Raw genomic sequence first — 25,322 nt, 5'->3', positions numbered from 1 at the left:
TGATCGTCGCGCGCAGCGGTTTGACCACTTTTTTATCCCATGTTCCGGGATGATATGATTTAATGTGCAACATTCATGGTCTGTAAGAGGCAAAAATGGCATTATGCGCCCCTTACGACAAAACTGGCATCGACCAGGTTCAGGCAGAAAGGTTATCAATGAGCTGGATTGAACGAATTAAAAGCAACATCACTCCCACCCGCAAGGCGAGCATTCCTGAGGGTGTATGGACCAAGTGCGATAGCTGCGGTCAGGTACTCTACCGCGCCGAGCTGGAGCGCAACCTGGAGGTTTGTCCTAAGTGCGATCACCATATGCGCATGTCGGCGCGTAATCGCCTGCATAGCCTGTTGGATGAAGGTTCTCTGGTAGAACTGGGTAGCGAACTTGAGCCAAAAGATGTGCTGAAGTTCCGCGATTCAAAAAAATACAAAGACCGCCTGGCGTCCGCTCAGAAAGAGACGGGCGAGAAAGACGCGCTGGTGGTAATGAAAGGTACGCTCTACGCGATGCCGGTGGTTGCCGCCGCCTTTGAGTTCTCCTTTATGGGGGGCTCGATGGGTTCCGTCGTCGGCGCACGCTTTGTGCGCGCCGTGGAGCAGGCGCTGGAAGACAACTGCCCGCTGATCTGCTTCTCCGCCTCCGGCGGCGCGCGTATGCAGGAAGCGCTGATGTCGCTGATGCAGATGGCGAAAACCTCCGCCGCACTGGCGAAAATGCAGGAGCGCGGGCTGCCGTACATCTCCGTGCTGACCGACCCGACCATGGGCGGCGTATCGGCGAGCTTTGCGATGCTGGGCGATCTGAACATTGCCGAGCCGAAAGCGCTGATCGGCTTTGCCGGTCCTCGCGTAATTGAGCAGACCGTACGCGAGAAGCTGCCGCCGGGATTCCAGCGCAGCGAGTTTCTGATTGAAAAAGGGGCGATCGATATGATCGTTCGCCGCCCGGAAATGCGTCTCAAGCTGGCCAGCATTCTGGCGAAGCTGATGAACCTGCCGGCGCCGGTTGCCGTTTCGGAAGCGCCTCATGAAGGCGTGGTGGTGCCGCCGGCACCGGATCAGGAACCTGAGGCCTGATAAAGCAGAGGGCAGGGCCTGGCGGCGCTGCCCTTTTTTATTCATACGCGTTAACCGTCAATTCTTACGGGCATCATGGAAAAAGATCCTATTCCTCAGGCCACGTCGCCCCTGGCTACGTGGCTTTCTTATCTGGAACATCTGCACAGTAAAACCATCGACCTGGGGCTGGCGCGCGTCAGCGAGGTCGCCGGGCAGATGGATATCGTTAAACCGGCGCCATTTGTTTTTACCGTCGCGGGCACCAATGGCAAAGGCACCACCTGCCGCACGCTGGAAACCGTCCTGATGGCGGCCGGCTATAAAGTGGGGGTCTACAGCTCCCCGCATCTGGTGCGCTACACCGAACGCGTGCGCATTCAGGGAGCGGAACTGCCGGAGGCCGCGCATACGGCCTCGTTTGCTGAAATCGAAGCCGCGCGCGGTGACATCTCGTTGACCTATTTTGAGTACGGCACGCTCTCGGCGCTATGGCTGTTTAAGCAGGCGCAGCTGGATGTGGTGATCCTTGAGGTCGGGCTGGGTGGCCGTCTCGACGCCACCAATATCGTAGATGCCGACGTCGCGGTGGTCACCAGCATCGCCCTCGATCATACCGACTGGCTGGGGCCGGATCGCGAAAGTATCGGCCGGGAAAAAGCGGGTATCTTTCGCGCCGGTAAACCGGCGGTGGTGGGTGAGCCGGATATGCCGCACACCATTGCCGACGTGGCCAGCGAGAAGGGCGCGCTGCTCCAGCGCCGCGGCGTCGACTGGTGCTATGAGGTGGAGGACGAGACTTGGTCCTTCCGCGACGCGGCCGGGGCGTTAAGCCGCCTGCCGTTGCCTCAGGTGCCGTTGCCGAATGCGGCGACGGCCGTGGCGGCGCTGCGCGCCAGCGGGCTTGCCGTGGATGACGCCATCCTACACGATGGGATCCGCGACGCGATGCTGCCGGGCCGTTTTCAGATAATCAGCGATGCCCCGCGGGTGATCCTCGATGTAGCGCATAACCCGCACGCGGCGGCCTATCTCGCCGGGCGTCTCAAAACGTTAGCGAAAACGGGACGCGTGCTGGCGGTTATTGGTATGCTGCATGATAAGGACATTGCCGGTACGCTGGCCAATCTGGCCCCGGAAGTCGACGCCTGGTACTGCGCGCCGCTGGAAGGCCCGCGCGGCGCGACGGCGGAGCAGCTGGTGGAACATTTGCGTGGCGGCACAGTCTATACCAGCGTGGCGCAGGCGTGGCATGCGGCCATGGCTGACGCTAAAGTGGAAGATACCGTGCTGGTGTGTGGTTCGTTTCACACCGTAGCGCAGGTTATGGAAGAGATAGACGCGGGGAGAATCGGTGGCGAGTAAGTTTCAGAACCGTTTAGTCGGGACAATCGTGCTGGTGGCGCTGGGGGTGATTATCCTGCCAGGGCTGCTGGACGGGCAGAAAAAGCATTACCAGGATGAGTTTGCCGCGATCCCGCTGGTGCCGAAACCGGGCGATCGCGATGAACCGGATATGTTGCCAGCGGCGACCCAGGCGTTGCCTTCGCAACCGCCGGAAGGAGCGGCGGAAGAGGTGCGGGCGGGTGATGCCGCCGCGCCATCGTTAGATCCATCGCGTATTCCGGTGAACAGCAACAGCTTCGACGACGTTCAGGAGCCGGTGGTGGCCGCGAAACCGCAGCCCAAGCCGCAGCCGAAACCACAGCCGCAGCCGCAACAGCAGGCCGCGACGCCAACGCCGCCGCCGGCTAAGCCACAGCAGCAACAGCCACCGCAGCAGCAGGCGGCCCTGCCGGCGCCGACCGGGAAAGCCTATGTGGTTCAGCTGGGCGCGTTGAAGAACGCCGATAAGGTGAATGAGATTGTGGGTAAACTGCGGGCCTCGGGGTTCAAAGTCTATACGTCGCCTTCGACGCCGGTACAGGGTAAAATTACCCGCATCCTCGTCGGCCCGGATGCGTCAAAAGACAAGCTGAAAGGCCAGCTGGGCGATCTACAGCAGATCTCCGGGCTTAGCGGGGTCGTGATGGGCTTCACCCCAAACTGATTGTTTTTTCCGCCATGCGGAGAGAACGTGGCGGGGAGAAACGCCCCGCAAACCCTGTCTCAGCCGCCCTCAAGAGGCGAAAGGCAGTCTGGCGTTGAATGTTTTTTCAGCGCCATTTTTATTTCTGTAGGGCATGGAAATCCCTACGCAAACGTTTTCTTTTTCTGTTAGAATGCGCCCCGAACTGGACGACAGGGCGTAAATCGTGGGACGTATATGGTCTGGATTGATTACGCCATTATGGCGGTGCTGGGTCTTTCTTGCCTGGTCAGCCTGATCCGCGGCTTTGTTCGCGAAGCTTTATCGTTAGTGACGTGGGGTTGCGCGTTTTATGTCGCCAGCCATTACTACGCTGACCTGTCTGTCTGGTTTACGGGCTTTGAGGATGAACGGGTTCGAAATGGGATTGCTATTGCGGCGCTGTTTATCGTGACGCTCATCGTTGGCGCTATCGTGAACTATGTGATAGGCCAGCTGGTGGAGAAGACCGGTTTGTCAGGAACCGACAGGGTATTGGGGATCTGCTTCGGCGCGCTACGTGGGGTGCTGATCATCGCCGCTATCTTGTTCTTCCTGGACACCTTTACCGGGATGGCGAAGAGCGATGACTGGCATCAGTCGCAGTTTATTCCCTATTTTACCCCTGTCATCAGATGGTTTTTTGAATACCTGCAAAGCTCGTCAAGTTTCTTGCCTAAAGTATAGACTTTGGGTCGTTGCTGAACGAGGAAAAGACGTATGTGCGGTATTGTCGGTATCGCCGGTGTTATGCCGGTTAACCAGTCGATTTATGATGCGCTAACGGTGCTCCAGCACCGTGGACAGGATGCCGCTGGCATCATCACCATTGATGCCAACAACTGCTTCCGGTTGCGTAAGGCTAACGGGCTGGTAAGCGACGTATTCGAAGCCCGCCACATGCAGCGTATGCAGGGCAATATGGGTATTGGCCACGTGCGTTATCCTACGGCGGGCAGCTCCAGCGCCTCCGAGGCGCAGCCGTTTTACGTTAACTCGCCGTATGGCATCACATTGGCGCATAACGGCAACCTGACCAATGCGCACGAGCTGCGTAAAAAGCTGTTTGAAGAAAAACGCCGCCATATCAATACCACCTCTGATTCCGAAATCCTCCTCAATATTTTCGCCAGTGAGCTGGATAACTTCCGTCACTACCCGCTGGAAGCGGACAACATCTTCGCTGCAATTGCGGCGACCAACCGCCTGATCCGCGGCGCGTACGCGTGCGTCGCGATGATCATCGGTCATGGCATGGTGGCCTTCCGCGACCCTAACGGCATTCGTCCGCTGGTGCTGGGTAAACGTGACGTTGGCGACGGTCGCACTGAGTATATGGTGGCCTCGGAAAGCGTGGCGCTTGATACGCTTGGTTTTGAATTCCTGCGCGATGTCGCGCCGGGCGAAGCGGTCTATATTACTGAGAAAGGCCAGCTGTATACCCGTCAGTGTGCCGATAATCCGGTCAGCAACCCATGCTTGTTCGAGTACGTCTATTTTGCCCGTCCGGACTCGTTTATTGACAAAATTTCCGTCTACAGCGCCCGCGTCAACATGGGGACTAAGCTGGGCGAAAAGATTGCCCGCGAGTGGGAAGATCTGGATATTGACGTCGTTATCCCGATCCCGGAGACCTCCTGCGACATCGCGCTGGAAATCGCCCGCATTCTCGACAAACCTTATCGTCAGGGCTTTGTGAAGAACCGCTACGTCGGCCGGACGTTTATCATGCCCGGTCAGCAGCTGCGTCGTAAATCTGTTCGCCGTAAGCTCAACGCCAACCGTGCGGAATTCCGCGATAAGAACGTGCTGCTGGTCGATGATTCCATTGTACGCGGCACCACCTCGGAGCAGATCATTGAGATGGCGCGCGAAGCGGGGGCGAAAAAAGTGTATCTGGCCTCCGCTGCGCCGGAAATTCGTTTCCCGAACGTGTATGGTATCGATATGCCGACCGCCAACGAACTGATCGCCCATGGCCGCGAAGTGGATGAGATCCGCCAGATCATCGGCGCCGATGGCCTGATTTTCCAGGATCTCAACGATCTGATCGACGCAGTGCGCGCGGAGAACCCGGATATTCAACAGTTTGAATGTTCTGTCTTCAACGGCGTATATGTGACCCGGGATGTCGACCAGCAGTACCTCGACTATCTTGACTCCCTGCGTAACGATGATGCCAAAGCGGTCCAGCTGCAGAACGAAGTCGAAAACCTCGAGATGCACAACGAGGGTTAACCCGTTCGCGCGTCGCGGCCCGCCGCTCCTGAGGGACGGCGGGCTTTTTTTCGCCCCTCAACTGCGCATCAATAGTTGCGCCACAGGCTATAATCCGGCAAAGTCTGCGGCACACGCGCAAGGGGTAACAGAACGTGAAACGACTGATTATTGGCATTTCTGGCGCCAGCGGCGCTATCTATGGCGTGCGGATGCTGCAGGTGTTGCGGGATGTGCCGGAGATTGAGACCCATCTGATCCTCAGCCAGGCGGCACGGCAAACGCTGGCCCTCGAGACCGACTTCAGCGTGCGCGACGTGCAGGCGCTGGCCGATGTGGTGCATGACGCCCGCGATATCGCCGCCAGTATCTCTTCCGGTTCGTTTAAAACCGCCGGGATGGTGATTTTACCCTGCTCAATGAAAACGCTCTCTGGCATTGTCCATAGCTATACGGATGGCCTATTGACGCGGGCGGCCGATGTCGTGCTGAAGGAGCGTCGTCCGCTGGTGCTCTGCGTGCGGGAGACCCCGTTCCATCTCGGCCATCTGCGACTGCTGGTTCAGGCCGCGGAGCTCGGGGCGGTGATAATGCCGCCGGTGCCGGCCTTTTATCATCGGCCGCAAAGCCTGGATGATGTCATCAACCAAACCGTCAACCGGGTGCTCGATCAGTTCGATATTAGCCTGTCTCAAGACTTGTTTACTCGCTGGCAGGGGGCGCAGGATTGCACTAAATAAGTGCAGTCAATGTACGCTTGCGCCGCAGTGGTGCAAATTTGTCGTCCCGATCAAATCCTCGACATTTATTTCGTCTTTTTGCGCTGAGGCACTGCGGTTTCGCCAGTAATGCTGGTATCTTCCCTTCCAAGACAATCCTGCAACTTTATTTTAACAAATTTAACCCTGTTCCCGGCACGCACCGGGAAGATGGCACAAAAACTGCAGGATTGATCGGCAATCACCATAACAAGCAACGCACCACATCACGACACTTAAGGGTACTGTATGAAGAAGACGATTCTGGCTCTCTCTTTACTCGTGGGAATGAGCAGCACGGCCAGCGTGTTTGCTGCTCTGCCGCAGAGCATTCGCATTGGCACTGACGCGACCTATGCGCCATTTTCGTCGAAAGACGCAAAAGGGGACTTTGTTGGTTTTGATATCGATTTAGGCAACGAACTGTGCTCCCGAATTAAGGTGAAATGTACCTGGGTCGGCAGTGATTTTGACTCTCTGATCCCCTCCCTCAAGGCGAAGAAAATTGACGCCATCATCTCTTCGCTCTCCATTACCGAGAAGCGTCAGCAAGAGATCGCTTTCTCTGACAAGCTTTATGCCGCTGACTCGCGTCTGATCGCCGCCAAAGGGTCGCCGATCCAGCCGACGCTGGAGGCGCTGAAAGGCAAGCACGTCGGGGTGCTGCAAGGTTCGACTCAGGAAGCCTATGCTAACGACCGCTGGCGCAGCCAGGGCGTTGACGTGGTGGCTTACCAGAACCAGGACCTGATCTATTCAGATCTCGCAGCTGGCCGTCTGGATGCGGCGCTGCAGGATGAAGTCGCCGCCAGCGAAGGCTTCCTGAAACAGCCTGCCGGGAAAGATTTTGCCTTCGCCGGCCCGTCTGTTAAAGACAAAAAGTACTTTGGCGACGGCACCGGTATCGGTCTGCGTAAGGACGACGTCGAACTGAAAGCTGCGTTTGATAAAGCGCTGGGCGAGATACGTAAAGACGGCACCTACGACAAAATGGCGAAGAAATACTTCGATTTTAACGTTTACGGCGACTAAGACTGCTGCAGGCCCGCACGATAGTGTGGGCCTGACGCCATACTCGTGATCCTGCCCCAGAACGGTGCAACAAAAAACGCTGTGGATCATTTCAGTGCAAAAGCAGCCAGTTTTTTGGCTAAAAAATGCATAGTTAAGCGTTTCTGATGCAAAAAATCGGCCTTTCTGGTGCATAAATCTTTGCCCTCAAGGGGCGAATAATGGCACGATAACTGGCGTAAATAGTTCTAATAAACCCGTTAGAATGACAGTCTGTCGAGGATAGTTATGAAAAAACTGGCGTTGTCTCTCTCTTTAGCGCTGGCCCTTTCCAGCGTTTCCACAGTCTTTGCCGCCATTCCGCAAAAAATTCGTATTGGCACCGATCCGACTTATGCCCCCTTCGAATCGAAGAATGCGCAGGGGGAATTGGTGGGTTTTGATATCGATCTGGCAAAAGAGCTGTGTAAGCGTATTAATACCCAATGTACCTTTGTTGAAAACCCGCTGGATGCACTGCTCCCCTCCTTAAAAGCGAAGAAAATCGACGCGATTATGTCTTCGCTGTCGATTACCGAAAAGCGCCAGCAGGAAATTGCCTTCACCGACAAGCTGTACGCGGCAGATTCGCGTCTGGTGGTGAAAAAAGGCAGCCCGGTAACGCCGGATCTCGCCACCCTGAAGGGTAAGCGCGTGGGTGTGCTGCAGGGGACGACTCAGGAAACCTATGGCAATGAGCACTGGGCGCCGAAAGGTATCGAAATTGTCTCCTATCAGGGGCAGGACAATATCTATTCCGACCTGACCGCCGGCCGTATCGACGCCGCGTTCCAGGATGAGGTCGCGGCCAGTGAAGGGTTCCTGAAACAGCCTATCGGTAAAGATTACCAGTTTGGCGGACCATCGATTAAAGACGAGAAGCTGTTCGGCGTCGGTACCGGTATGGGGCTGCGTAAGGAAGACAACGAACTGCGTGAAGCGCTGAATAAGGCGTTTGCAGAGATGCGTAAGGACGGCACCTACGACAAACTGGCGAAAAAATACTTCGATTTTAACGTATACGGCGAATAATTCTCACGCCTCACCATTGCGTGCGTTTCGCGCGCAATGGTGAATGACAGACAGGGTAGGCAGCATGCTGTATGGGTTTTCACAGGTTATTTTGCAGGGTGCGCTCGTCACCCTGGAGCTTGCGCTCAGCTCGGTCGTTCTCGCCGTCCTGATAGGGCTGGCGGGCGCTGGCGCAAAGTTATCGAGCAACCGTCCTCTGGCGCTGGTATTTGAAGGCTATACCACACTGATTCGCGGCGTGCCCGATCTGGTGCTGATGCTGCTGATTTTCTATGGCCTGCAGATTGCGCTGAACAGCGTCACCGATGCGCTGGGCATGGCGCAGTTTGATATCGATCCGATGATCGCCGGGATTATTACCCTCGGCTTTATCTATGGCGCCTATTTTACGGAAACTTTCCGCGGCGCCTACCTTGCGGTGCCGAAGGGGCATATCGAAGCGGCTACCGCCTTTGGCTTTAGCGGCGGGCAGACGTTCCGGCGTATTCTGTTCCCGGCGATGATGCGCTACGCGCTGCCGGGGATCGGCAACAACTGGCAGGTTATTCTCAAGGCAACGGCGCTGGTCTCGCTGCTGGGGCTGGAGGATGTGGTCAAAGCCACGCAGCTGGCTGGGAAAAGCACCTGGCAGCCGTTCTATTTCGCCATCGTCTGCGGCCTGATTTATCTGGTGTTTACCACCCTTTCTAATGGCGTACTGCTGCTGCTCGAACGCCGCTATACCGTTGGCGTGAAGAGGGCTGACCTGTGATTGAAATTATTCAGGAGTACTGGAAATCACTGCTGTGGACCGACGGCTATCGCTTTACCGGCGTGGCGATTACCCTGTGGTTGTTGATCTCATCGGTGGTGATGGGCGGCATTCTGGCGGTGTTTCTGGCCATTGGCCGCGTCTCAAGCAATAAATTTATCCAGTTCCCCATCTGGCTGTTCACTTACATCTTTCGCGGCACGCCGCTGTATGTGCAACTGCTGGTTTTTTACTCCGGCATGTATACCCTGGAAATCGTCAAAGGCACGGAGCTGCTGAACGCTTTTTTCCGCAGCGGGCTAAACTGCACGGTGCTGGCGTTAACCCTGAATACCTGCGCCTATACCACTGAAATTTTCGCTGGGGCGATCCGCTCAGTACCCGCCGGAGAAATTGAAGCGGCACGGGCCTACGGCTTCTCGTCCGTCAAACTGTATCGCTGCATTATTCTGCCTTCCGCGCTGCGCATTGCGCTACCGGCATACAGTAACGAAGTGATCCTGATGCTGCACTCCACCGCGCTGGCGTTTACCGCTACGGTGCCGGATCTGCTGAAAATCGCTCGCGATATTAACTCCGCGACCTATCAGCCGTTCACCGCCTTTGGCATCGCCGCGGTACTCTATTTAATTATCTCGTATGTGCTGATTAGCTTGTTCCGTAAAGCGGAAAAGCGCTGGTTGCAGCATATCAAACCTTCTTCGACGCATTGAGAACGCCATGTCCGACAATAAATTAAACGTTATCGATCTGCACAAACGCTATGGGGAACACGAGGTGCTGAAGGGCGTCTCCCTGCAGGCGAAAGCCGGGGACGTTATCAGTATCATCGGTTCATCGGGTTCCGGAAAAAGTACCTTTTTGCGCTGCATTAACTTCCTTGAAAAACCGAGCGAAGGCACGATCGTCGTCAGTGGCCAGAATATTGGCCTGGTGCGGGATAAGGACGGCCAGCTGAAGGTGGCTGATAAGAACCAGCTGCGCCTGCTGCGCACCCGCCTGACCATGGTGTTCCAGCATTTCAATCTGTGGAGCCATATGACGGTGCTGGAGAACGTCATGGAGGCGCCGATTCAGGTGCTGGGCTTAAGCAAACAGGAAGCGCGCGATCGCGCGGTAAAATACCTGGCCAAGGTCGGGATTGACGAACGTCAGCAGGCGAAATACCCGGTGCATCTCTCCGGCGGCCAGCAGCAGCGTGTCTCGATTGCCCGCGCGCTGGCGATGGAGCCGGAAGTGCTGCTGTTTGATGAGCCAACGTCCGCTCTGGATCCGGAACTGGTGGGCGAAGTGTTGCGTATCATGCAGCAGCTGGCGGAAGAGGGAAAAACCATGGTGGTGGTGACCCACGAAATGGGCTTTGCCCGCCACGTCTCTTCGCATGTTATTTTCCTGCATCAGGGCAAAATTGAAGAAGAAGGGCATCCGGACGCGCTGTTTGGCGCGCCGAAAAGCCCGCGCCTGCAGCAGTTTCTGAAAGGGTCGCTGAAATAACCGGCTCACCCGGCGTCTGTAGGCGTCGGGTGAACTTCCCGCTCCAGCCGATAGATCCAGTCATCGTAATCGATGCCGTTCAGATGATAGGCTTTCTCCAGCACCTGGGTGCGCACAAAGCCTTGTTTCTCCAGCAGGCGCGATGAGCCATGATTTTCACTCAGCACCCAGGCATTGATGGCCTGCACCCCCAGCGTGCTGAAACCATAATCGCAGATCGCGCGCAGCGCTTCGCTGGCATAGCCTCTTCCCTGAGCCTGCGGTAACAGGGCGTAGCCGACGTCAGCCTCGTGCGGATTTTTCGGACTGATGCGGAGCCCAATATCGCCCAGCGCGTCGCCGCGTTTATCACGCAAAACAAACACCCCGGGATCGGCACAGCGGCTGGCAAACACGCTGCGTAGCGCCGTCTCGCTTAACACTTCCCCCATAAAACGCATCACCAGCGGATCCTGGCGCAGGCGCAGAAAAAAGGGCCAGTCATCGGTAACAAAGCGGGTAAGCGAAAGGCGTGGTGTGGTGATGGTTGTCATAAAGCAGTCAATACGCAGAAAGAAAAGCCTACCTTAGCACTTTGCTTCGCCAGGTAACATCGGCGAACCGGCCGGCTGGCGGTGAATTCAGGCGATTAAGGGCGCTATTTGTCGTGAATATGGCGATGCTGCAGCGCCAGGGTGAGGCCGCCATCCAGGCGTGGAGCATGAGCCAGCAGAATGGAATCAGGGGAGCCAATGCTCCCCTGTGTCAGCCATTAACGCAGCACATCCTTTAGCGCTTCTTCCAGATCGTACCAGCGGAAGGCGAAGCCAGCGGCTTCCAGTCGCTTAGGCAACGCGCGCTGGCCACCGAGCACCAGGACGGCAGACTCACCCATCAGCAGGCGAATAGCAGCGGCAGGAACGCGGAAAATGGCTGGTCGATTGAGCGCATGACCCAAGGCGTGGGCGAACTGTTCGTTATGCACTGGGTAGGGAGAAACCATATTGAACGGACCGCGTAGATCGTTATCCAGCAGCCACAGAATGCCGTTAACCATATCGTCGATATGGATCCAGGCCAGATACTGTCTGCCGCTGCCGATAGGCCCACCGAGGCCGAGCTTAAAGGCGGGCGTCATTTTGCCGAGAATACCGCCCCGCGGGGCCAGTACCACGCCGGTGCGCAGCAGGCAGACGCGGGTACGTTCGCTTTGCGCTTCGCAGGCAATTTGCTCCCAGCGGGCGCAAAGCTTATGGGTAAACTCATTGTGCGGTGGTTCTTCTTCGGTCACCACCACCTCGCCGAGATCGCCGTAGTAGCCGGTGGCAGACCCGCTGATCAGCACGGAGGGAGGCGTGTCGCTGGCGTGGATCAGGCCCACCAGCCGCTGAGTGAGATCCCAGCGGCTATGGCACAAGCGTTGTTTCTGCTCGGCCGTCCAGCGTTTATCAGCTATGGGCTCACCTGCCAGATTAATAACGGCATCAATATCATTGAGGTGGTGATGGCCTTCGAAATCGCGCCACAGCGTGACGCGCGGATCGAGGCGGGCGCGGGCGCTATCCGGGTGCCGCGTGGAAACCGTGACGCTATGCCCCAGCTCCAGCAACCGGGGTATCAGATGTCGGCCAATCAGGCCGGTGCCACCCGTAAGCAGGATCTTCATACCACCTCCCTGACATCGTTATCGCCGCCAGCTCATGGTCATCGACACCGAGTCGGCATAGCGTAGCGCATGAAGTTTATCGATCTCCACTTCAGCATATGTGACCCAGTGATGTTCGCATGCGATATTCAGCACATCCTGAGTTAATTTTTCCAGCAACGAGAAACGGCCATTCTCAAGATGGCTGATGATGCGCTTGGTAATGGTGCGGTAGTTCAGCGCATCATTGATGTCTTCGCTATCGCGCGCCTTATCGGCGGGATAGTGAATCGCCACATTCACCACCACGTCCTGGCGGTTGGCGATCTCTTCCTCTTTAATTCCAATAAAAGTACGCAGGCGCAGGTTCTTAATACGAATAATGGCGTCTGGTTGAGACATTGCAGGCTTCCTCCGTGTTGTAAGTTCTGCAATCATACAACAAAGCGCGACGGGCGAGCAGGGGGTTAATAAGGCTGAATTTTTAGCATCGCTTCAATGGTCGCCGGTCGCTGCTTAATGCGCTCATACCAGTTATGCACCGCCGGATAGTTCGCCAGATCGATACGCTGTCGGACATGGCTGTTGACCCAGGGCCAGGCGGCAATATCGGCGATGCTGTAATGGTCGCCGCCAAGCCACGGACTGGCTTCGAGGCGGTGGTTGAGAACCCCGTACAGTCGCTGGGTTTCCACCTGAAAACGTTCAATGGCATAGGGCACCGTTTGCGGCGCCGAGTGGGCAAAATGCTGATTTTGTCCCAGCATCGGCCCAAGACCGCCGACCTGCCAGAATAGCCATTGCAGAGTAATATAGCGCTCCCGCAGCTCACCGCTCAGCAGCTTGCCGCTTTTCTCCGCCAGATAGAGCAGGATGGCGCCGGACTCGAAGACGCTCAACGGCGCCCCGCCATCGACAGGCATATGGTCGACAATCGCCGGGATTTTGTTATTCGGCGAAATCGCCAGAAACTGTGGATGAAACTGCTCCCCTTTGCCGATATCGACCCGAATTAGCCGATAGGCCAGCTGCGCCTCTTCGAGAAACAGGGTGATTTTGTGGCCGTTTGGGGTGGGTGCATAGTAGAGATCGATCATAATATTTCCCGCCGTCGTGGGTCGCAAACTGTTCGAGTATAGGTGAAGCTGCGCAACCCGGGAGGAAATCCGCGAGCGGCGCATCGGTCTGGAGGCAGCCACGTGATGCTGACGCGCGGACGAGCAGTGACATCCCCGGCAAGCCAGGCTATGTTGGCTTATTGTCCTGTCTACCATCCTTGAGGAAGCCATGAGCCAGCCTGTGATTACCCTGTGGTCCGATGCCGATTTTTTCTCACCGTATGTGATGTCTGTCTATGTCGCCCTGCAGGAAAAGAGCCTGCCTTTTAGCCTTAAAACCGTCGACCTGAACCGCGGCGAACATCTGCAGGCCGGCTGGACGGGCTATACCGCCACCCGTCGCGTACCGCTGCTGGAGGTTGATGATTTCGCGCTGAGCGAGTCCTCGGCGATTACCGAGTATCTGGATGAGCGTTTCGCCCCGCCGGAGTGGGAGCGCATTTACCCGCATGATCTGCAAAAACGCGCCCGCGCCCGGCAGATCCAGGCCTGGCTGCGCAGCGATCTGGTGCCGATTCGTGAAGAGCGATCCACCGCCGTGGTGTTTGGCGGGGCGAAAATGCCGGCCCTCAGCGAGGCAGGCAAGCAATCTGCGGAAAAACTGTTTGCCACCGCCGCCATGCTGCTGGCCCACGGCGGGCAAAATTTATTTGGCGAATGGTCCATTGCCGACGCCGACCTGGCGCTGATGCTCAATCGTCTGGTTCTCAATGGCGATGAGGTGCCGGAGACGCTGGCCGATTATGCGACTTTTCAGTGGCAACGGGCCTCAATCCAGCGTTACGCCGCGCTTTCCGCCAAACGCGCAGGCTGATCGCCCGCCGCGCTTCCGCTATCATAGTGGCATTGTAACCAGTGGAGATGGAATCTATGAAACTGATGTTTGCCTCCGATATTCATGGTTCGCTGCCCGCTACGGAACGCGTGCTTGAACGATTCGCGCAAAGCGGCGCCAGGTGGCTTATTATTCTCGGCGATGTGCTCAATCACGGGCCACGCAATGCGCTGCCGGAAGGGTATGCGCCGGCGGAGGTGGCCGAGCGGCTTAACAGCGTGGCGGAGCGCATTATTGCCGTTCGCGGCAATTGCGACAGCGAAGTGGATCAGATGCTACTTCGTTTTCCCATGACCGCGCCCTGGCAACAGGTGCTCAGCGAACGCTACCGCCTGTTTCTGACCCATGGCCATCTTTATAGCCCGGAAAATTTGCCGCCGCTGGACGCTGGCGATGTTCTGGCTTACGGCCATACTCATATTCCTGTTGCGGAAAAACGCGGTGCGATCTACCTGTTTAACCCTGGCTCAGTGAGTATCCCTAAAGGGGGATATTCCGCCAGCTATGGGCTGCTGGATCAGGGGCGTCTGCAGGTTTTAGCACTCAATGATAATCAGGTTATTGCAGAGGTCGCAATTTACCCGTAATTTAGCCCTCAATCATAAAGACGCGCCGCGAGAGCGCTTTCAAAGTAAGGTTTCCTGATGGCGGAACAGAATCATTTGGCAAGCACAGAATGGGTCGATATTGTTAATGAAAACAATGAGGTGATAGCACAATCCAGCCGCGAGCAGATGCGCGCGCAGTGCCTGCGTCACCGGGCGACCTATATCGTCGTTCACGACGGAATGGGAAAAATTCTGGTGCAGCGACGCACCGAGACAAAAGACTTTCATCCGGGCATGCTGGATGCCACCGCCGGAGGCGTCGTTCAGGCCGATGAGCAACTGCTGGAGTCTGCCCGTCGCGAGGCCGAAGAAGAGTTAGGCATCGCGGGAGTACCGTTTGCCGATCACGGTCAGTTTTACTACGAAGATAAGTTCTGTCGCGTCTGGGGAAGCCTGTTCAGCTGCGTCTCTCATGGGCCATTTGCGCTGCAGGAAGAAGAGGTCAGCGAGGTGTGTTGGTTAACGCCGGAAGAGATCACCGCCCGCTGCGATGAATTCACGCCGGACTCGCTGAAAGCGCTGGCGCTGTGGATGACCCGTAACGCGGGTAATGAGTATGATGACGCGGAAGAGGGCGAGTAATACCGCAATCGCGCAGCAGCAACAGCTGCTCGCCTCCTGACGAAAAAAGGCAGCCATCTGGCTGCCTTTTGCTTTTATCTCAGCGGGGAATTACTTCTGCTGCTGAGCTGACTGGATCGCGGTCAGAGCGATGGTATAGACGATATCGTCAACCAGCGCGCCACGAGACAGGTCGTTGACCGGCTTGCGCATACCCTGCAGCATCGGCCCGATGGAGATCAGGTCGGCAGAGCGCTGTACCGCCTTGTACGTAGTGTTACCGGTGTTCAGATCCGGGAAGATGAACACGGTCGCGCGGCCAGCAACCGGCGAATTCGGCGCTTTGGATTTCGCCACGTCAGCCATGACGGCGGCGTCGTACTGCAGCGGGCCATCGATCATCAGGTCAGGACGTTTTTCCTGCGCCAGACGGGTCGCTTCGCGGACTTTCTCAACATCGCTACCCGCGCCGGAGGTACCGGTGGAGTAGGAGAGCATCGCTACGCGCGGTTCGATACCGAAAGCAATGGCGGAGTCAGCGGACTGAATGGCGATTTCCGCCAGCTGTTCTGCCGTCGGATCCGGGTTGATCGCGCAGTCGCCGTAGACATAAACCTGTTCCGGCAGCAGCATGAAGAATACGGAAGAGACCAGCGAGCTGCCCGGTGCGGTTTTGATCAGCTGCAGCGGCGGACGAATGGTGTTGGCGGTGGTGTGAACCGCGCCGGACACCAGGCCGTCGACTTCGTCTTGTTCCAGCATCAGGGTGCCGAGAACCACGTTGTCTTCCAGCTGCTCGCGAGCGACGGCTTCGGTCATGCCCTTGCTCTTACGCAGTTCGACCAGGCGAGCCACGTAGCTTTCGCGAACCACTTCCGGGTCGACGATTTCGATACCCGCGCCCAGCTCAACGCCCTGCGCTGCGGCAACGCGGTTGATCTCATCCGGGTTACCCAGCAGCACACAGGTGGCGATGCCACGTTCCGCACAGATAGCGGCGGCTTTCACGGTACGCGGTTCGTCGCCTTCCGGCAGGACAACGCGTTTGCCGGCTTTGCGCGCCAGCTCGGTCAGCTGGTAGCGGAAGGCTGGCGGGGAGAGACGGCGGCTGCGCTCGGAGGTCGCGGTCAGCGATTCGATCCAGTCGGCGTTGATGTAGTTGGCCACGTATTCCTGAACTTTCTCGATGCGCTCGTGATCGTCAACCGGTACTTCGAGGTTGAAGCTCTGCAGGCTCAGGGAGGTCTGCCAGGTATTGGTATTGACCATAAACACCGGCAGGCCGGTGGCGAAGGCACGTTCGCACAGCTTGCTGATGCGCGCGTCCATTTCATAGCCGCCGGTCAGCAGGATGGCGCCGATTTCCACGCCGTTCATCGCGGCCAGGCAGGCAGCGACCAGCACGTCAGGACGATCTGCCGAGGTGACCAGCAGCGAGCCTGCACGGAAGTGCTCCAGCATGTGTGGGATGCTGCGCGCGCAGAAGGTCACGGATTTCACGCGGCGGGTGTTGATATCGCCTTCGTTGATGATGGTGGCATTCAGGTGATGCGCCATGTCGATCGCGCGGGTGGCGATCAGATCGAAGCTCCACGGCACCGCGCCCAGTACTGGCAGGGAGCTGCCTTTCTGCAGCTGAGCCGGGTCGATCTTCACGACTTTCGCTTTCGACGAGTCGTCGAAGATTTCGGACAGGTCAGGACGGGTACGGCCCTGCTCGTCGACCGGTGCATTCAGTTTGTTGACGATAACGCCGGTAATGCTGGTGTTTTTCGCGCCGCCAAAGCTGTTGCGGGTCAGTTCAATACGCTCGTTCAGCTGCTCTGGCGTATCGGTGCCCTGCGACATCACGAAGACGATTTCCGCGTTCAGCGTTTTGGCGATTTCAAAGTTCAGCGCCTGCGCGAACTGATGCTTACGGGTCGGCACCAGGCCTTCCACCAGTACTACTTCCGCGTCCTGAGTGTTCGCGTGATAGTTGGCGATGATCTCTTCCATCAGCACATCTTTCTGATTGCTGGAGAGCAGAGATTCAACGTGGTTCATCTTCAGCGGTTCAGCGGCGGTGGTCGTGGAGGAGCTGGCGCGAACGATGGTGGTGGTCTGGTCTGGCGCATCGCCACCGGAGCGCGGTTGGGCGATTGGTTTAAAGACGCTCAGACGAACGCCTTTGCGTTCCATAGCACGGATCACACCGAGGCTGACGCTGGTCAGGCCTACGCTGGTACCGGTAGGAATTAACATGATAGTACGGGACACGGTATATCCTCTTTCGTTACCGCCAGTATCAGGCGGGATACAAAACAGCACCACCAGCTACCCGTCATACTTCAAGTTGCATGCGCGTTGGCTCTACTTGCTCACCCCGGTCGCGTACGCTGTGTACGTGACCGGGGATTTGCTGCGTCGCCGCCTTCCTGCAGCTCGAATTATTGAAGGTTATGGCTGGCGGTGTGGAATTAAGCGGTCAGACGGCTGGCGTCTTGCGCGATGACCAGTTCTTCGTTGGTCGGGATAACCACGGCAGGACGGGTGCCTTCTTTGTTGATGAAGCCAGACTTGCCGAAACGGGCAGCCAGGTTACGTTCGTGGTCAACTTCGAAGCCCAGGACGCCCAGTTTGCCCAGCGACAGTTCACGCACCATCGCGGCGTTTTCACCGATACCGCCGGTGAAGATAACGGCGTCGAGACGACCGTCCATCAGCGCGGTGTAGGAGCCGATGTATTTCGCCAGGCGGTGGCAGTAGACGTCCATCGCGCGTTTAGCGTCGGCTTTTTCCTGGTAGTTGTCTTCCACGTAGCGGCAGTCGCTGGTGACTTCGGTCAGACCCAGCAGGCCGGACTCTTTGGTCAGCATTTTGTTGATCGCGTCAACGCTCATGCCCAGGGTGTCGTGCAGATGGAAGATGATTGCCGGGTCGATGTCGCCGGAGCGGGTACCCATCACCAGACCTTCCAGCGGCGTCAGCCCCATAGAGGTATCAACGCATTTACCGTTACGGATAGCGGAAACAGAACCACCGTTGCCGAGGTGGCAGGTGATGATGTTCAGCTCTTCCACCGGCTTGTTCAGGATCTTAGCGGCTTCCTGAGTCACATAGAAGTGGCTGGTGCCGTGCGCGCCGTAACGACGAACGCCATGCTCTTTGTACAGGCTGTACGGCAGGGCGTAGAGATAGGATTCTTCCGGCATGGTCTGGTGGAACGCCGTATCGAATACGGCCACGTTTTTGTCTTTCAGTTGCGGGAAGGATTTCAGCGCTTCAGCGATGCCGATCAGGTGTGCCGGGTTGTGCAGCGGTGCGAAAGACGCTGCGTCTTTAATACCCTGAATCACAGACTCGTCGATCACCACGGAGCTGGTGTATTTTTCACCGCCGTGTACGATACGGTGGCCGATTGCGGTCAGCTGAGCAGACAGTTCTGGTTTTTGTGCCAGAATAGTGTTAACGATAAAGTTCAGTGCTTCACTGTGCGCGGCACCGGCGCCTAATTCAGCTTCTTGCTTGCCGCCGTCAATTTTCCATTTGATACGGGCTTCCGGCAGGTGGAAGCATTCCGCTAAACCGGACAGATATTCGTCGCCGTTAACGGCATCAAGGATAGCAAATTTCAGAGAGGAGCTACCGCAGTTCAGAACCAGTACTAACTTACTCGACATGGAAGTACCTTTTTATGATACGTGGCTAAAAAAACGTCAGTGTGTCATTAGCGTAGCGCAGGATGACCTCGACATTTATGATTAACATCATGCCTTGTTCTGTTTTCGGGCACGATGAGAGAAGTACATTTGATTTTATGCCATTTTGCATAATTTTCAGCCAATGGCAGAATATGCGATAATTTGACTAGCCTGGCAAAAGAGTCTATCCGCCCTTTCAGGCGGGCACAGGATACCTGATTGCGGCATCCTTTGCCAAAATCTTTTGAACGATGTCATGCATAGTTGGTGTTTTGCACGAATTTTTTAAGTTTTATATGTAAAGTTGAGGTAAAGCCATGTCGACCCCTGAGAAACGCCCCGTTAGCTTCTTTAGCTTGTTCAACCGCGGGCAGCATTACGCAAAGACCTGGCCTCTCGACAAGCGCCTCGCGCCGGTGTTTATCGAAAACCGCATTATTCGTGCCACCCGCTATGCTATCCGTATCATGCCGCCGATCGCCATTTTTACGCTGTGCTGGCAGATAGCCCTGGGCGGCCAGCTGGGTCCCGCTGTCGCCACCGCGCTGTTTGCCCTGAGCCTGCCGATGCAGGGATTATGGTGGTTGGGTAAGCGTTCGGTGACGCCGCTGCCGCCCTCCATTCTTAACTGGTTTTACGAAGTGCGCGGCAAACTGCAGGAGGCGGGGCAGGCGCTGGCGCCGGTCGAAGGCAAGCCCGATTATCAGGCGCTGGCTGACACGCTTAAGCGCGCCTTCAAACAACTGGATAAAACTTTCCTTGATGATTTGTAATTCACTACGGAAAACGCATATAAAAGAAGGCGCATGATTTATGCGCCTTCTTTATTTCACGCCCTACCGTGCTACAGGAGTCACAACATGGAAATGACCAATGCGCAGCGTCTGATTTTATCCAATCAGTACAAAATGATGACGATGCTCGACCCGGACAATGCGGAACGCTACCGTCGTCTGCAAACCATCATTGAGCGTGGGTATGGGCTGCAGATGCGCGAACTGGACCGCGAGTTTGGCCAGCTGACGGAAGAAACCTGCCGTACCGTTATCGATATCATGGAGATGTACCACGCGCTACATGTCTCCTGGACCAACCTGAAAGACGCGGCGGGTATCGACGAGCGTCGGGTTACCTTCCTCGGATTTGATGCCGCCACCGAAGCGCGTTTTCTCGGCTATGTACGCTTTATGGTCAATATTGAAGGCCGCTACAGCCATTTTGACGCCGGCACTCATGGCTTTAACTCGCAGACCCCGATGTGGGAGAAATATCAGCGGATGCTGAGCGTCTGGCACGCCTGTCCGCGCCAGTATCACCTGAGCAGTAATGAAATTAACCAAATTATCAATGCCTGAGGGAGGTGCCCGTGCAGTGTAAAGGTTTCCTGTTCGATTTAGACGGGACGCTGGTGGATTCCTTGCCGGTGGTGGAGCGTTCATGGTGTAAGTGGGGCGATCGTTTCGCCATTGACCATGATGAAATTCTCAGTTTTATTCACGGCAAGCAGGCCATTACCTCTATTCGCCATTTTATGCCGGGTCGTAGCGAGGAGGATATCCAGGCCGAATTCCGCTTCCTCGAGCAGATTGAAGCCACTGATATCGAGGGCATTGTCGCTCTGCCGGGGGCGTTAACCCTGCTGAGTACCCTCAATGAGGCTGGGATCCCATGGGCGATTGTCACTTCCGGGTCGGTGCCGGTTGCCCACGCGCGTCATCGCGCGGCAGGCCTGCCGATGCCGGAGGTCTTCATCACCGCTGAGCAGGTAAAACACGGAAAACCGGCGCCGGACGCCTATCTGCTGGGCGCCGAGCGGCTGGGACTACCGGCCGATCAGTGCGCGGTGGTAGAAGATGCGCCGGCGGGGTTGCTCTCCGGCCTGGCGGCGGGGTGTCGCACCATCGCGGTCAACGTGCCTGCCGATGCCCCTCGACTGGATGAAGCCGACCTCGTGCTGAGTAGCCTGGACGATCTGGTGATCGAACGCCAGGCGGACGGCTATGTTAATGTGCGTCTTAAAGCGTAAACGTATGATTTCGCCCCGCGTTGCCGGGGCTTTTTTATGCCACTATGTCGACTCCCACTTGTGACAAGGAAACGTTGTGAACGGTGAATTGATTTGGGTTTTATCCCTTCTGGCTATCGCGGTTGTGCTGTTTGCTACCGGCAAGGTGCGCATGGATGCTATCGCCCTGATGGTCATTGTCGCCTTCGTCCTCAGCGGCACGCTGACGCTGAATGAAGCCTTTTCCGGGTTCAGCGATCCTAACGTGATCCTGATTGCCGCCCTGTTTATTATCGGTGATGGCCTGGTGCGTACCGGGGTGGCCACCAAGATGGGGGCGTGGCTGGTGAGTGTGGCGGGCAACAGCGAAACCAAGATGCTGGTTTACCTGATGCTCACCGTCGCCGGGCTGGGTGCGTTTATGAGTTCAACCGGGGTGGTCGCCATTTTCATTCCGGTAGTGCTCAGCGTGTCGGCGCGGATGAATACCTCTCCCTCGCGGCTGATGATGCCGCTGAGCTTTGCCGGACTTATCAGCGGGATGATGACCCTGGTCGCAACGCCCCCCAACCTGGTCGTCAACAGTGAACTGCTGCGCGAAGGGCTGCACGGCTTCAGTTTTTTCAGCGTCACGCCGATTGGCCTGGTGGTGCTGATCCTGGGCATCGTCTATATGCTGGCGGTGCGCTTTATGCTGAAGACAGAGAATGGCGAATCCGCGCGTGATGGCCGTAAAAGAAGCACCTTCCGCGATCTGATCCGCGAATATCACCTCACTGGCCGCGCCCGCCGGCTGGCGATCCGTCCTGGTTCGCCGATGATCGGCCAGCGTCTTGATGATTTAAAACTGCGTGAGCGGTACTGTGCCAACGTCATCGGCGTCGAACGCTGGCGGCGGTTCCGTCGGGTGATTGTTAACGTCAACGGGGTATCGGAATTCCGCGCCCGCGACGTCCTGCTGATCGATATGTCCGCCTCCGATGTCGACTTACGCCAGTTCTGTGGTGAGCAGATGCTCGAGCCGATGGTGCTGCGCGGCGAATATTTTGCCGATCAGGCGCTGGATGTGGGCATGGCGGAGGTGTCGCTGATCCCGGATTCGGAGATGATTGGTAAAACGGTGCGTGAGATAGCGTTCCGCACCCGGTTTGGTCTCAATATCGTCGGCATGAAGCGCGATGGCGAGGCGATGGATGGTTCCGTGGTCGATGAGCCGCTGCAGCTCGGCGATATCCTGCTGGTGGTCGGCAACTGGCGGCAAATTGCCCTGCTAGCGAAGCGTGGGCGTGATTTCGTGGTGCTCAATATGCCGGTTGAAGTGGATGACGCTTCGCCGGCACACAGCCAGGCTCCGCACGCGATTTTCTGTCTGGTGTTGATGGTAGCCCTGATGCTCACTGATGAAATTCCCAACCCGATTGCCGCGATCATCGCCTGCCTGCTGATGGGCAAATTCCGCTGCATCAACGCCGAAAGCGCCTATAAGGCGATCCACTGGCCAAGCATTATTTTGATTGTCGGGATGATGCCGTTTGCCCTGGCGCTGCAAAAAACCGGCGGGGTAGATCTGGTGGTCAAGGGACTGATGGACGTCGCCGGAAGCGAGGGGCCTTATCTGATGCTCGGCTGCCTGTTTGTAATGTGCGCGGCGATAGGTCTGTTCATCTCTAATACCGCGACGGCGGTCCTGATGGCGCCCATAGCCCTGGCAGCGGCGAAGTCGATGGGGGTGTCGCCCTATCCCTTCGCGATGGTGGTGGCGATGGCGGCTTCGGCGGCGTTTATGACTCCGGTTTCCTCGCCGGTCAACACCCTGGTGCTTGGCCCGGGTAAGTATTCCTTCAGCGACTTTGTGAAGATTGGCGTGCCCTTCACCGTACTGGTGATGGTGGTCTGCGTGCTGCTGATCCCGGTACTGTTTCCGTTTTAAGGGTGTCAGGCCGGGTAGGGCGCAACCGCTGCCCGGCCTGAAAAATTACAGTGGCGAATCCTGACTTATTTCATCCAGCGACAGCTGGAAGCTCGGGACAAACACCTGCATAAAGTAATCCATCTCCGCGCTACGCCGCGACGCCAGCGTCTTTTCCAGACGGCCTTTGGCCAGCAGAAATTCGTTGTTACCCGCAGACAGCTCTTCGAGGCACTTCAGGTAGGCGCAGAGGGCGTCAGCCTGTTTAACGATAGACTGCTCTTCCTCACTGTAGTGATGCTCATCAATCAGCGGCTCGAAAATATCGCGCAGCTCGTCAGGGACCATATCCACCAGCTTTTGCTGAGCAATTTTCTCAATCGCCTTATATTCCTGGGCAATCTGGGAGTTGAAATATTTCACCGGGGTAGGGAGGTCGCCAGTTAATACTTCGGAGGCGTCATGGTACATCGCCAGCAGGGCGATACGTTCGGCGTTGACCTGGCCGCCAAATTTACGGTTTTTAATTGCCGCCAGCGCATGGGCGACCATCGCCACCTGCAGACTGTGTTCGGAGACATTTTCGGTGCGCACGTTGCGCATCAGCGGCCAGCGGTTAATCAGTTTCAGGCGGGAGAGGTGGGCAAAGAAATGACTCTGACTCATAGGAACCCTTAATCAGTGACAACATCGGGTTCCATTGTGCGCAGGGATCGCCGCCGGATGCAAATGCCGGCGGCGTAGCGATTAAAGCTGGTGGTAGCCGGAGAGGAAGCGGCCAAAGCGGGAGATCGCCATCTCCAGGTCGTCTTCACGAGGCAGCGTCACAATGCGCACATGATCCGGCCACGGCCAGTTGAACGCGGTACCCTGCACCAGCAGGACTTTCTCCTGCAACAGGAAGTCGAGCACCATTTTCTGGTCGTCGTGAATATTGAAGCGTTTGGCATCGATTTTCGGGAACATATACAACGCGCCTTTTGGCTTCATGCAGGAAACACCCGGAATATCGTTGATCAGCTCCCAGGCGCGGTTGCGTTGTTCATACAGGCGCCCGCCGGGAATGATGAATTCGCTGATACTCTGGTAGCCGCCCAGCGCCGTCTGGATAGCATGTTGTGCCGGCACGTTGGCGCACAGACGCATCGACGCCAGCATCTCCAGGCCTTCGATATAGCCCTTCGCGTGTTTTTTCGGGCCATTCAGCACCATCCACCCCTGACGGAAGCCGGCAACACGGTAGGTTTTCGACAGTCCGTTAAAGGTCACGGTCAGCAGATCCGGCGCCAGAGCAGCAATTGAGTGATGCTGGGCTTCGTCGTAGAGGATCTTATCGTAGATCTCATCGGCGAAAATAATCAGGTTATGCTGCCGGGCGATCTCGACGATCTCCTGCAGCAGTTCTTTGGAATAGACCGCGCCGGTGGGGTTGTTGGGGTTAATGATCACGATCCCGCGGGTGCGCGGCGTGATTTTTGCGCGGATATCGTCAAGATCCGGGAACCAGTCAGCGGATTCGTCACACAGATAGTGGACCGCTTTGCCACTGGAAAGCGACACCGCCGCTGTCCACAGTGGGTAGTCCGGCGCGGGAACCAGCATCTCATCGCCGCTGTTTAACAGCGCCTGCATCGCCTGCACAATCAGTTCGGACACGCCGTTGCCGATGTAAATATCTTCTACCGTGACATCACGCATTCCCCGGGCCTGGTAATGCTGCATGATGGCTTTGCGCGCCGAGTACAACCCTTTCGAATCGCAGTAACCCTGGGCAGTAGGCAGATTGCGGATGACGTCGACGAGGATCTCGTCAGGGGCCTCGAAGCCGAATGGCGCCGGGTTGCCGATGTTCAGTTTCAGAACTTTATTGCCTTCTTCCTCAAGACGTTTCGCTTCTTTCAGAACCGGGCCACGGATGTCGTAACAGACGTTCTCTAACTTGCTGGATTTTTCGATGGGGGACATGAATCTTGACCTTTTAGCTGTTATCGCCACTCCCTGCCGTGGAAGTCAGCACGGAACAATGTACTCCGCATCCCCGCTGTTTTGAAGGCTTTACAGGAGAAGATTTTGCTAACGCAGGATTTTAAGCGTAATTGATTTATCTGCCGCTTACGGTTTTAGGTTGTAGGTTATACCTGCTTATGATGCTTTTTTTGGTCGTATATGTAGACCATATGCCTTTTTTGCCATCATTTATCTGGTTTGTTTGTGTGACGAAGGGGCGAACGAAGAATGTTGGCAGACTAAACAACGCTATCCTTAATACAATAGGGACTGATTTGTAATTTTGATGTTAAATAATATCAATAAAAAACAGTCCGCGGGGGCATTATTATTATTTTTGACAGGTAATAATCTGAGGTTTGTTAATTTATATAAAACGTTGAAAAAAATTTAAAATTATCTGAGTTAATCCTTATTTAGGCTTATAAAAAGGGCGGGAATCGGTTAGAATATCGCCGTTAATATCAGTGATAGCCGGTAAGCACTCCGGTTGGATTGATGTTTAATATATTGTTATTACAGGATTTTATTGTTCATTCTTCCC

28 protein-coding genes are annotated in these 25,322 nt (G+C 56.4%); 19 read left to right on the top strand and 9 right to left on the bottom strand.

The features are described 5' to 3' along the window. Positions 1 to 158: 158 nt before the first annotated feature. From accD to FHW76_RS03800, 6 genes are all read left to right on the top strand, one after another. Positions 159 to 1,079, top strand: a complete 921-nt coding sequence (gene accD / locus FHW76_RS03825; protein WP_002913220.1) for an acetyl-CoA carboxylase, carboxyltransferase subunit beta — start codon at positions 159 to 161, stop codon at positions 1,077 to 1,079. A gap of 75 nt (positions 1,080 to 1,154) precedes the next feature. Continuing rightward, positions 1,155 to 2,423, top strand: coding sequence for a bifunctional tetrahydrofolate synthase/dihydrofolate synthase (gene folC / locus FHW76_RS03820; RefSeq protein ID WP_180264653.1), 1,269 nt, complete (start codon positions 1,155 to 1,157; stop codon positions 2,421 to 2,423). Next, entirely contained in the window at positions 2,413 to 3,108 is a 696-nt protein-coding gene (dedD, locus tag FHW76_RS03815) for a cell division protein DedD (protein WP_008803928.1), read from the top strand. Before folC ends, dedD begins: the two co-directional genes overlap by 11 nt. Positions 3,109 to 3,324: 216 nt before the next feature. Next, the gene (gene cvpA, locus FHW76_RS03810; RefSeq protein ID WP_002913214.1) at positions 3,325 to 3,813 is read left to right on the top strand and encodes a colicin V production protein; all 489 of its coding nucleotides are present in this window, start codon (positions 3,325 to 3,327) and stop codon (positions 3,811 to 3,813) included. A 33-nt stretch (positions 3,814 to 3,846) separates the two neighbouring features. After that, positions 3,847 to 5,364 (top strand): amidophosphoribosyltransferase, encoded by a 1,518-nt coding sequence (gene purF / locus FHW76_RS03805; RefSeq protein ID WP_002913213.1) that lies wholly within the window; start codon positions 3,847 to 3,849, stop codon positions 5,362 to 5,364. A 134-nt stretch (positions 5,365 to 5,498) separates the two neighbouring features. After that, the gene (locus FHW76_RS03800; RefSeq protein ID WP_008803929.1) at positions 5,499 to 6,083 is read left to right on the top strand and encodes a UbiX family flavin prenyltransferase; all 585 of its coding nucleotides are present in this window, start codon (positions 5,499 to 5,501) and stop codon (positions 6,081 to 6,083) included. Between the two features lie 65 nt (positions 6,084 to 6,148). On the opposite strand, the gene FHW76_RS03795 is transcribed toward FHW76_RS03800, so the two are convergent. Then, positions 6,149 to 6,310, bottom strand: a complete 162-nt coding sequence (locus FHW76_RS03795; protein ID WP_012540975.1) for a hypothetical protein — start codon at positions 6,308 to 6,310, stop codon at positions 6,149 to 6,151. A 40-nt stretch (positions 6,311 to 6,350) separates the two neighbouring features. Here FHW76_RS03795 and argT point away from each other — a divergent pair, with 40 nt between their 5' ends. The 5 genes from argT (at position 6,351) to hisP (ending at position 10,428) form a co-directional block, all read left to right on the top strand. Further along, the gene (gene argT / locus FHW76_RS03790) at positions 6,351 to 7,133 is read left to right on the top strand and encodes a lysine/arginine/ornithine ABC transporter substrate-binding protein ArgT (RefSeq protein WP_008803930.1); all 783 of its coding nucleotides are present in this window, start codon (positions 6,351 to 6,353) and stop codon (positions 7,131 to 7,133) included. A gap of 267 nt (positions 7,134 to 7,400) precedes the next feature. Then, positions 7,401 to 8,183: a histidine ABC transporter substrate-binding protein HisJ gene (gene hisJ, locus FHW76_RS03785; protein WP_183476250.1), complete on the top strand. Its 783-nt coding sequence runs from the start codon at positions 7,401 to 7,403 to the stop codon at positions 8,181 to 8,183. Between the two features lie 64 nt (positions 8,184 to 8,247). Continuing rightward, the gene (locus FHW76_RS03780) at positions 8,248 to 8,934 is read left to right on the top strand and encodes a histidine ABC transporter permease HisQ (protein ID WP_004201769.1); all 687 of its coding nucleotides are present in this window, start codon (positions 8,248 to 8,250) and stop codon (positions 8,932 to 8,934) included. Then, on the top strand, positions 8,931 to 9,647 hold the full coding sequence (gene hisM / locus FHW76_RS03775) for a histidine ABC transporter permease HisM (protein ID WP_002913207.1): 717 nt from the start codon (positions 8,931 to 8,933) through the stop codon (positions 9,645 to 9,647). The genes FHW76_RS03780 and hisM overlap by 4 nt, the downstream gene beginning before the upstream one ends. Before the next feature lie 7 nt (positions 9,648 to 9,654). Beyond that, entirely contained in the window at positions 9,655 to 10,428 is a 774-nt protein-coding gene (gene hisP / locus FHW76_RS03770; protein WP_008803931.1) for a histidine ABC transporter ATP-binding protein HisP, read from the top strand. Positions 10,429 to 10,433: 5 nt separating this feature from the next. On the opposite strand, the gene FHW76_RS03765 is transcribed toward hisP, so the two are convergent. Then, positions 10,434 to 10,961 (bottom strand): GNAT family N-acetyltransferase, encoded by a 528-nt coding sequence (locus FHW76_RS03765; protein WP_022066030.1) that lies wholly within the window; start codon positions 10,959 to 10,961, stop codon positions 10,434 to 10,436. 119 nt (positions 10,962 to 11,080) lie between these two features. Between FHW76_RS03765 and FHW76_RS03760 the strand changes: the two genes are divergently transcribed. Further along, on the top strand, positions 11,081 to 11,200 hold the full coding sequence (locus FHW76_RS03760) for a hypothetical protein (RefSeq protein WP_046621444.1): 120 nt from the start codon (positions 11,081 to 11,083) through the stop codon (positions 11,198 to 11,200). On the opposite strand, the gene FHW76_RS03755 is transcribed toward FHW76_RS03760, so the two are convergent. The 3 genes from FHW76_RS03755 to yfcG form a co-directional block, all read right to left on the bottom strand. Further along, positions 11,180 to 12,073, bottom strand: coding sequence for a TIGR01777 family oxidoreductase (locus FHW76_RS03755; RefSeq protein WP_008803933.1), 894 nt, complete (start codon positions 12,071 to 12,073; stop codon positions 11,180 to 11,182). The two genes, FHW76_RS03760 and FHW76_RS03755, sit on opposite strands and share 21 nt — an antisense overlap. Positions 12,074 to 12,091: 18 nt before the next feature. After that, a complete protein-coding gene (gene folX, locus FHW76_RS03750; RefSeq protein ID WP_002913200.1) occupies positions 12,092 to 12,454 on the bottom strand; it encodes a dihydroneopterin triphosphate 2'-epimerase in 363 nt (120 codons plus the stop codon). Between the two features lie 65 nt (positions 12,455 to 12,519). Next, positions 12,520 to 13,149, bottom strand: a complete 630-nt coding sequence (gene yfcG / locus FHW76_RS03745) for a GSH-dependent disulfide bond oxidoreductase (protein ID WP_008803935.1) — start codon at positions 13,147 to 13,149, stop codon at positions 12,520 to 12,522. A 190-nt stretch (positions 13,150 to 13,339) separates the two neighbouring features. On the opposite strand from yfcG, the gene yfcF reads away from it, so the two are divergent. From yfcF to yfcD, 3 genes are read left to right on the top strand one after another with little or no spacing between them, the layout of a single operon-like run. Next, positions 13,340 to 13,984: a glutathione transferase gene (gene yfcF, locus FHW76_RS03740; RefSeq protein ID WP_064144524.1), complete on the top strand. Its 645-nt coding sequence runs from the start codon at positions 13,340 to 13,342 to the stop codon at positions 13,982 to 13,984. Positions 13,985 to 14,040: 56 nt separating this feature from the next. Continuing rightward, entirely contained in the window at positions 14,041 to 14,592 is a 552-nt protein-coding gene (gene yfcE / locus FHW76_RS03735) for a phosphodiesterase (RefSeq protein WP_012967508.1), read from the top strand. A 57-nt stretch (positions 14,593 to 14,649) separates the two neighbouring features. After that, positions 14,650 to 15,195, top strand: a complete 546-nt coding sequence (gene yfcD / locus FHW76_RS03730; protein ID WP_012540981.1) for an NUDIX hydrolase YfcD — start codon at positions 14,650 to 14,652, stop codon at positions 15,193 to 15,195. Between the two features lie 90 nt (positions 15,196 to 15,285). Here yfcD and pta read toward each other — a convergent pair whose 3' ends face one another. Together pta and ackA are read right to left on the bottom strand one after the other, a co-directional pair. Next, on the bottom strand, positions 15,286 to 17,433 hold the full coding sequence (gene pta, locus FHW76_RS03725; protein WP_012967509.1) for a phosphate acetyltransferase: 2,148 nt from the start codon (positions 17,431 to 17,433) through the stop codon (positions 15,286 to 15,288). A 200-nt stretch (positions 17,434 to 17,633) separates the two neighbouring features. Next, positions 17,634 to 18,836, bottom strand: a complete 1,203-nt coding sequence (ackA, locus tag FHW76_RS03720) for an acetate kinase (protein WP_183476247.1) — start codon at positions 18,834 to 18,836, stop codon at positions 17,634 to 17,636. A 338-nt stretch (positions 18,837 to 19,174) separates the two neighbouring features. Between ackA and yfbV the strand changes: the two genes are divergently transcribed. The 4 genes from yfbV to FHW76_RS03700 all read left to right on the top strand — a co-directional run bounded on the left by yfbV (position 19,175) and on the right by FHW76_RS03700 (position 22,792). Beyond that, positions 19,175 to 19,630 carry a terminus macrodomain insulation protein YfbV gene (yfbV, locus tag FHW76_RS03715; protein WP_002913194.1) on the top strand — a complete coding sequence of 152 codons (456 nt, stop codon included), beginning with the start codon at positions 19,175 to 19,177 and terminating at the stop codon, positions 19,628 to 19,630. An 87-nt stretch (positions 19,631 to 19,717) separates the two neighbouring features. Next, positions 19,718 to 20,212 (top strand): YfbU family protein, encoded by a 495-nt coding sequence (locus tag FHW76_RS03710; RefSeq protein WP_012540982.1) that lies wholly within the window; start codon positions 19,718 to 19,720, stop codon positions 20,210 to 20,212. Positions 20,213 to 20,223: 11 nt separating this feature from the next. Further along, on the top strand, positions 20,224 to 20,883 hold the full coding sequence (locus FHW76_RS03705; protein WP_008803942.1) for a sugar phosphatase: 660 nt from the start codon (positions 20,224 to 20,226) through the stop codon (positions 20,881 to 20,883). 76 nt (positions 20,884 to 20,959) lie between these two features. Then, on the top strand, positions 20,960 to 22,792 hold the full coding sequence (locus tag FHW76_RS03700) for an SLC13 family permease (RefSeq protein ID WP_008803943.1): 1,833 nt from the start codon (positions 20,960 to 20,962) through the stop codon (positions 22,790 to 22,792). Positions 22,793 to 22,837: 45 nt separating this feature from the next. Here FHW76_RS03700 and yfbR read toward each other — a convergent pair whose 3' ends face one another. Further along, positions 22,838 to 23,437, bottom strand: coding sequence for a 5'-deoxynucleotidase (gene yfbR / locus FHW76_RS03695; RefSeq protein ID WP_002913188.1), 600 nt, complete (start codon positions 23,435 to 23,437; stop codon positions 22,838 to 22,840). 81 nt (positions 23,438 to 23,518) lie between these two features. After that, a complete protein-coding gene (gene alaA / locus FHW76_RS03690; protein ID WP_008803944.1) occupies positions 23,519 to 24,736 on the bottom strand; it encodes an alanine transaminase AlaA in 1,218 nt (405 codons plus the stop codon). Between the last annotated feature and the right edge of the window lie 586 nt (positions 24,737 to 25,322).

Source organism: Klebsiella sp. RC2 (genome assembly GCF_014192815.1).
Taxonomy (GTDB): domain Bacteria; phylum Pseudomonadota; class Gammaproteobacteria; order Enterobacterales; family Enterobacteriaceae; genus Klebsiella; species Klebsiella variicola.
Note: the sequence above shows the minus strand (reverse complement) of the source record. Positions and strands in the feature narration are given on the sequence as shown.

What these genes read in the sequence shown, in the direction of transcription:
- accD (WP_002913220.1), top strand. Translation starts at nt 159, where the DNA reads ATGAGCTGGATTGAACGAATTAAAAGCAACATCACTCCCACCCGCAAG.
- folC (WP_180264653.1), top strand. Translation starts at nt 1,155, where the DNA reads ATGGAAAAAGATCCTATTCCTCAGGCCACGTCGCCCCTGGCTACGTGG.
- cvpA (WP_002913214.1), top strand. Translation starts at nt 3,325, where the DNA reads ATGGTCTGGATTGATTACGCCATTATGGCGGTGCTGGGTCTTTCTTGC.
- purF (WP_002913213.1), top strand. Translation starts at nt 3,847, where the DNA reads ATGTGCGGTATTGTCGGTATCGCCGGTGTTATGCCGGTTAACCAGTCG.
- FHW76_RS03795 (WP_012540975.1), bottom strand. Translation starts at nt 6,310, where the DNA reads ATGGTGATTGCCGATCAATCCTGCAGTTTTTGTGCCATCTTCCCGGTG.
- argT (WP_008803930.1), top strand. Translation starts at nt 6,351, where the DNA reads ATGAAGAAGACGATTCTGGCTCTCTCTTTACTCGTGGGAATGAGCAGC.
- hisJ (WP_183476250.1), top strand. Translation starts at nt 7,401, where the DNA reads ATGAAAAAACTGGCGTTGTCTCTCTCTTTAGCGCTGGCCCTTTCCAGC.
- FHW76_RS03780 (WP_004201769.1), top strand. Translation starts at nt 8,248, where the DNA reads ATGCTGTATGGGTTTTCACAGGTTATTTTGCAGGGTGCGCTCGTCACC.
- hisP (WP_008803931.1), top strand. Translation starts at nt 9,655, where the DNA reads ATGTCCGACAATAAATTAAACGTTATCGATCTGCACAAACGCTATGGG.
- FHW76_RS03765 (WP_022066030.1), bottom strand. Translation starts at nt 10,961, where the DNA reads ATGACAACCATCACCACACCACGCCTTTCGCTTACCCGCTTTGTTACC.
- FHW76_RS03760 (WP_046621444.1), top strand. Translation starts at nt 11,081, where the DNA reads ATGGCGATGCTGCAGCGCCAGGGTGAGGCCGCCATCCAGGCGTGGAGC.
- FHW76_RS03755 (WP_008803933.1), bottom strand. Translation starts at nt 12,073, where the DNA reads ATGAAGATCCTGCTTACGGGTGGCACCGGCCTGATTGGCCGACATCTG.
- folX (WP_002913200.1), bottom strand. Translation starts at nt 12,454, where the DNA reads ATGTCTCAACCAGACGCCATTATTCGTATTAAGAACCTGCGCCTGCGT.
- yfcG (WP_008803935.1), bottom strand. Translation starts at nt 13,149, where the DNA reads ATGATCGATCTCTACTATGCACCCACCCCAAACGGCCACAAAATCACC.
- yfcF (WP_064144524.1), top strand. Translation starts at nt 13,340, where the DNA reads ATGAGCCAGCCTGTGATTACCCTGTGGTCCGATGCCGATTTTTTCTCA.
- yfcE (WP_012967508.1), top strand. Translation starts at nt 14,041, where the DNA reads ATGAAACTGATGTTTGCCTCCGATATTCATGGTTCGCTGCCCGCTACG.
- yfcD (WP_012540981.1), top strand. Translation starts at nt 14,650, where the DNA reads ATGGCGGAACAGAATCATTTGGCAAGCACAGAATGGGTCGATATTGTT.
- ackA (WP_183476247.1), bottom strand. Translation starts at nt 18,836, where the DNA reads ATGTCGAGTAAGTTAGTACTGGTTCTGAACTGCGGTAGCTCCTCTCTG.
- yfbV (WP_002913194.1), top strand. Translation starts at nt 19,175, where the DNA reads ATGTCGACCCCTGAGAAACGCCCCGTTAGCTTCTTTAGCTTGTTCAAC.
- FHW76_RS03710 (WP_012540982.1), top strand. Translation starts at nt 19,718, where the DNA reads ATGGAAATGACCAATGCGCAGCGTCTGATTTTATCCAATCAGTACAAA.
- yfbR (WP_002913188.1), bottom strand. Translation starts at nt 23,437, where the DNA reads ATGAGTCAGAGTCATTTCTTTGCCCACCTCTCCCGCCTGAAACTGATT.
- alaA (WP_008803944.1), bottom strand. Translation starts at nt 24,736, where the DNA reads ATGTCCCCCATCGAAAAATCCAGCAAGTTAGAGAACGTCTGTTACGAC.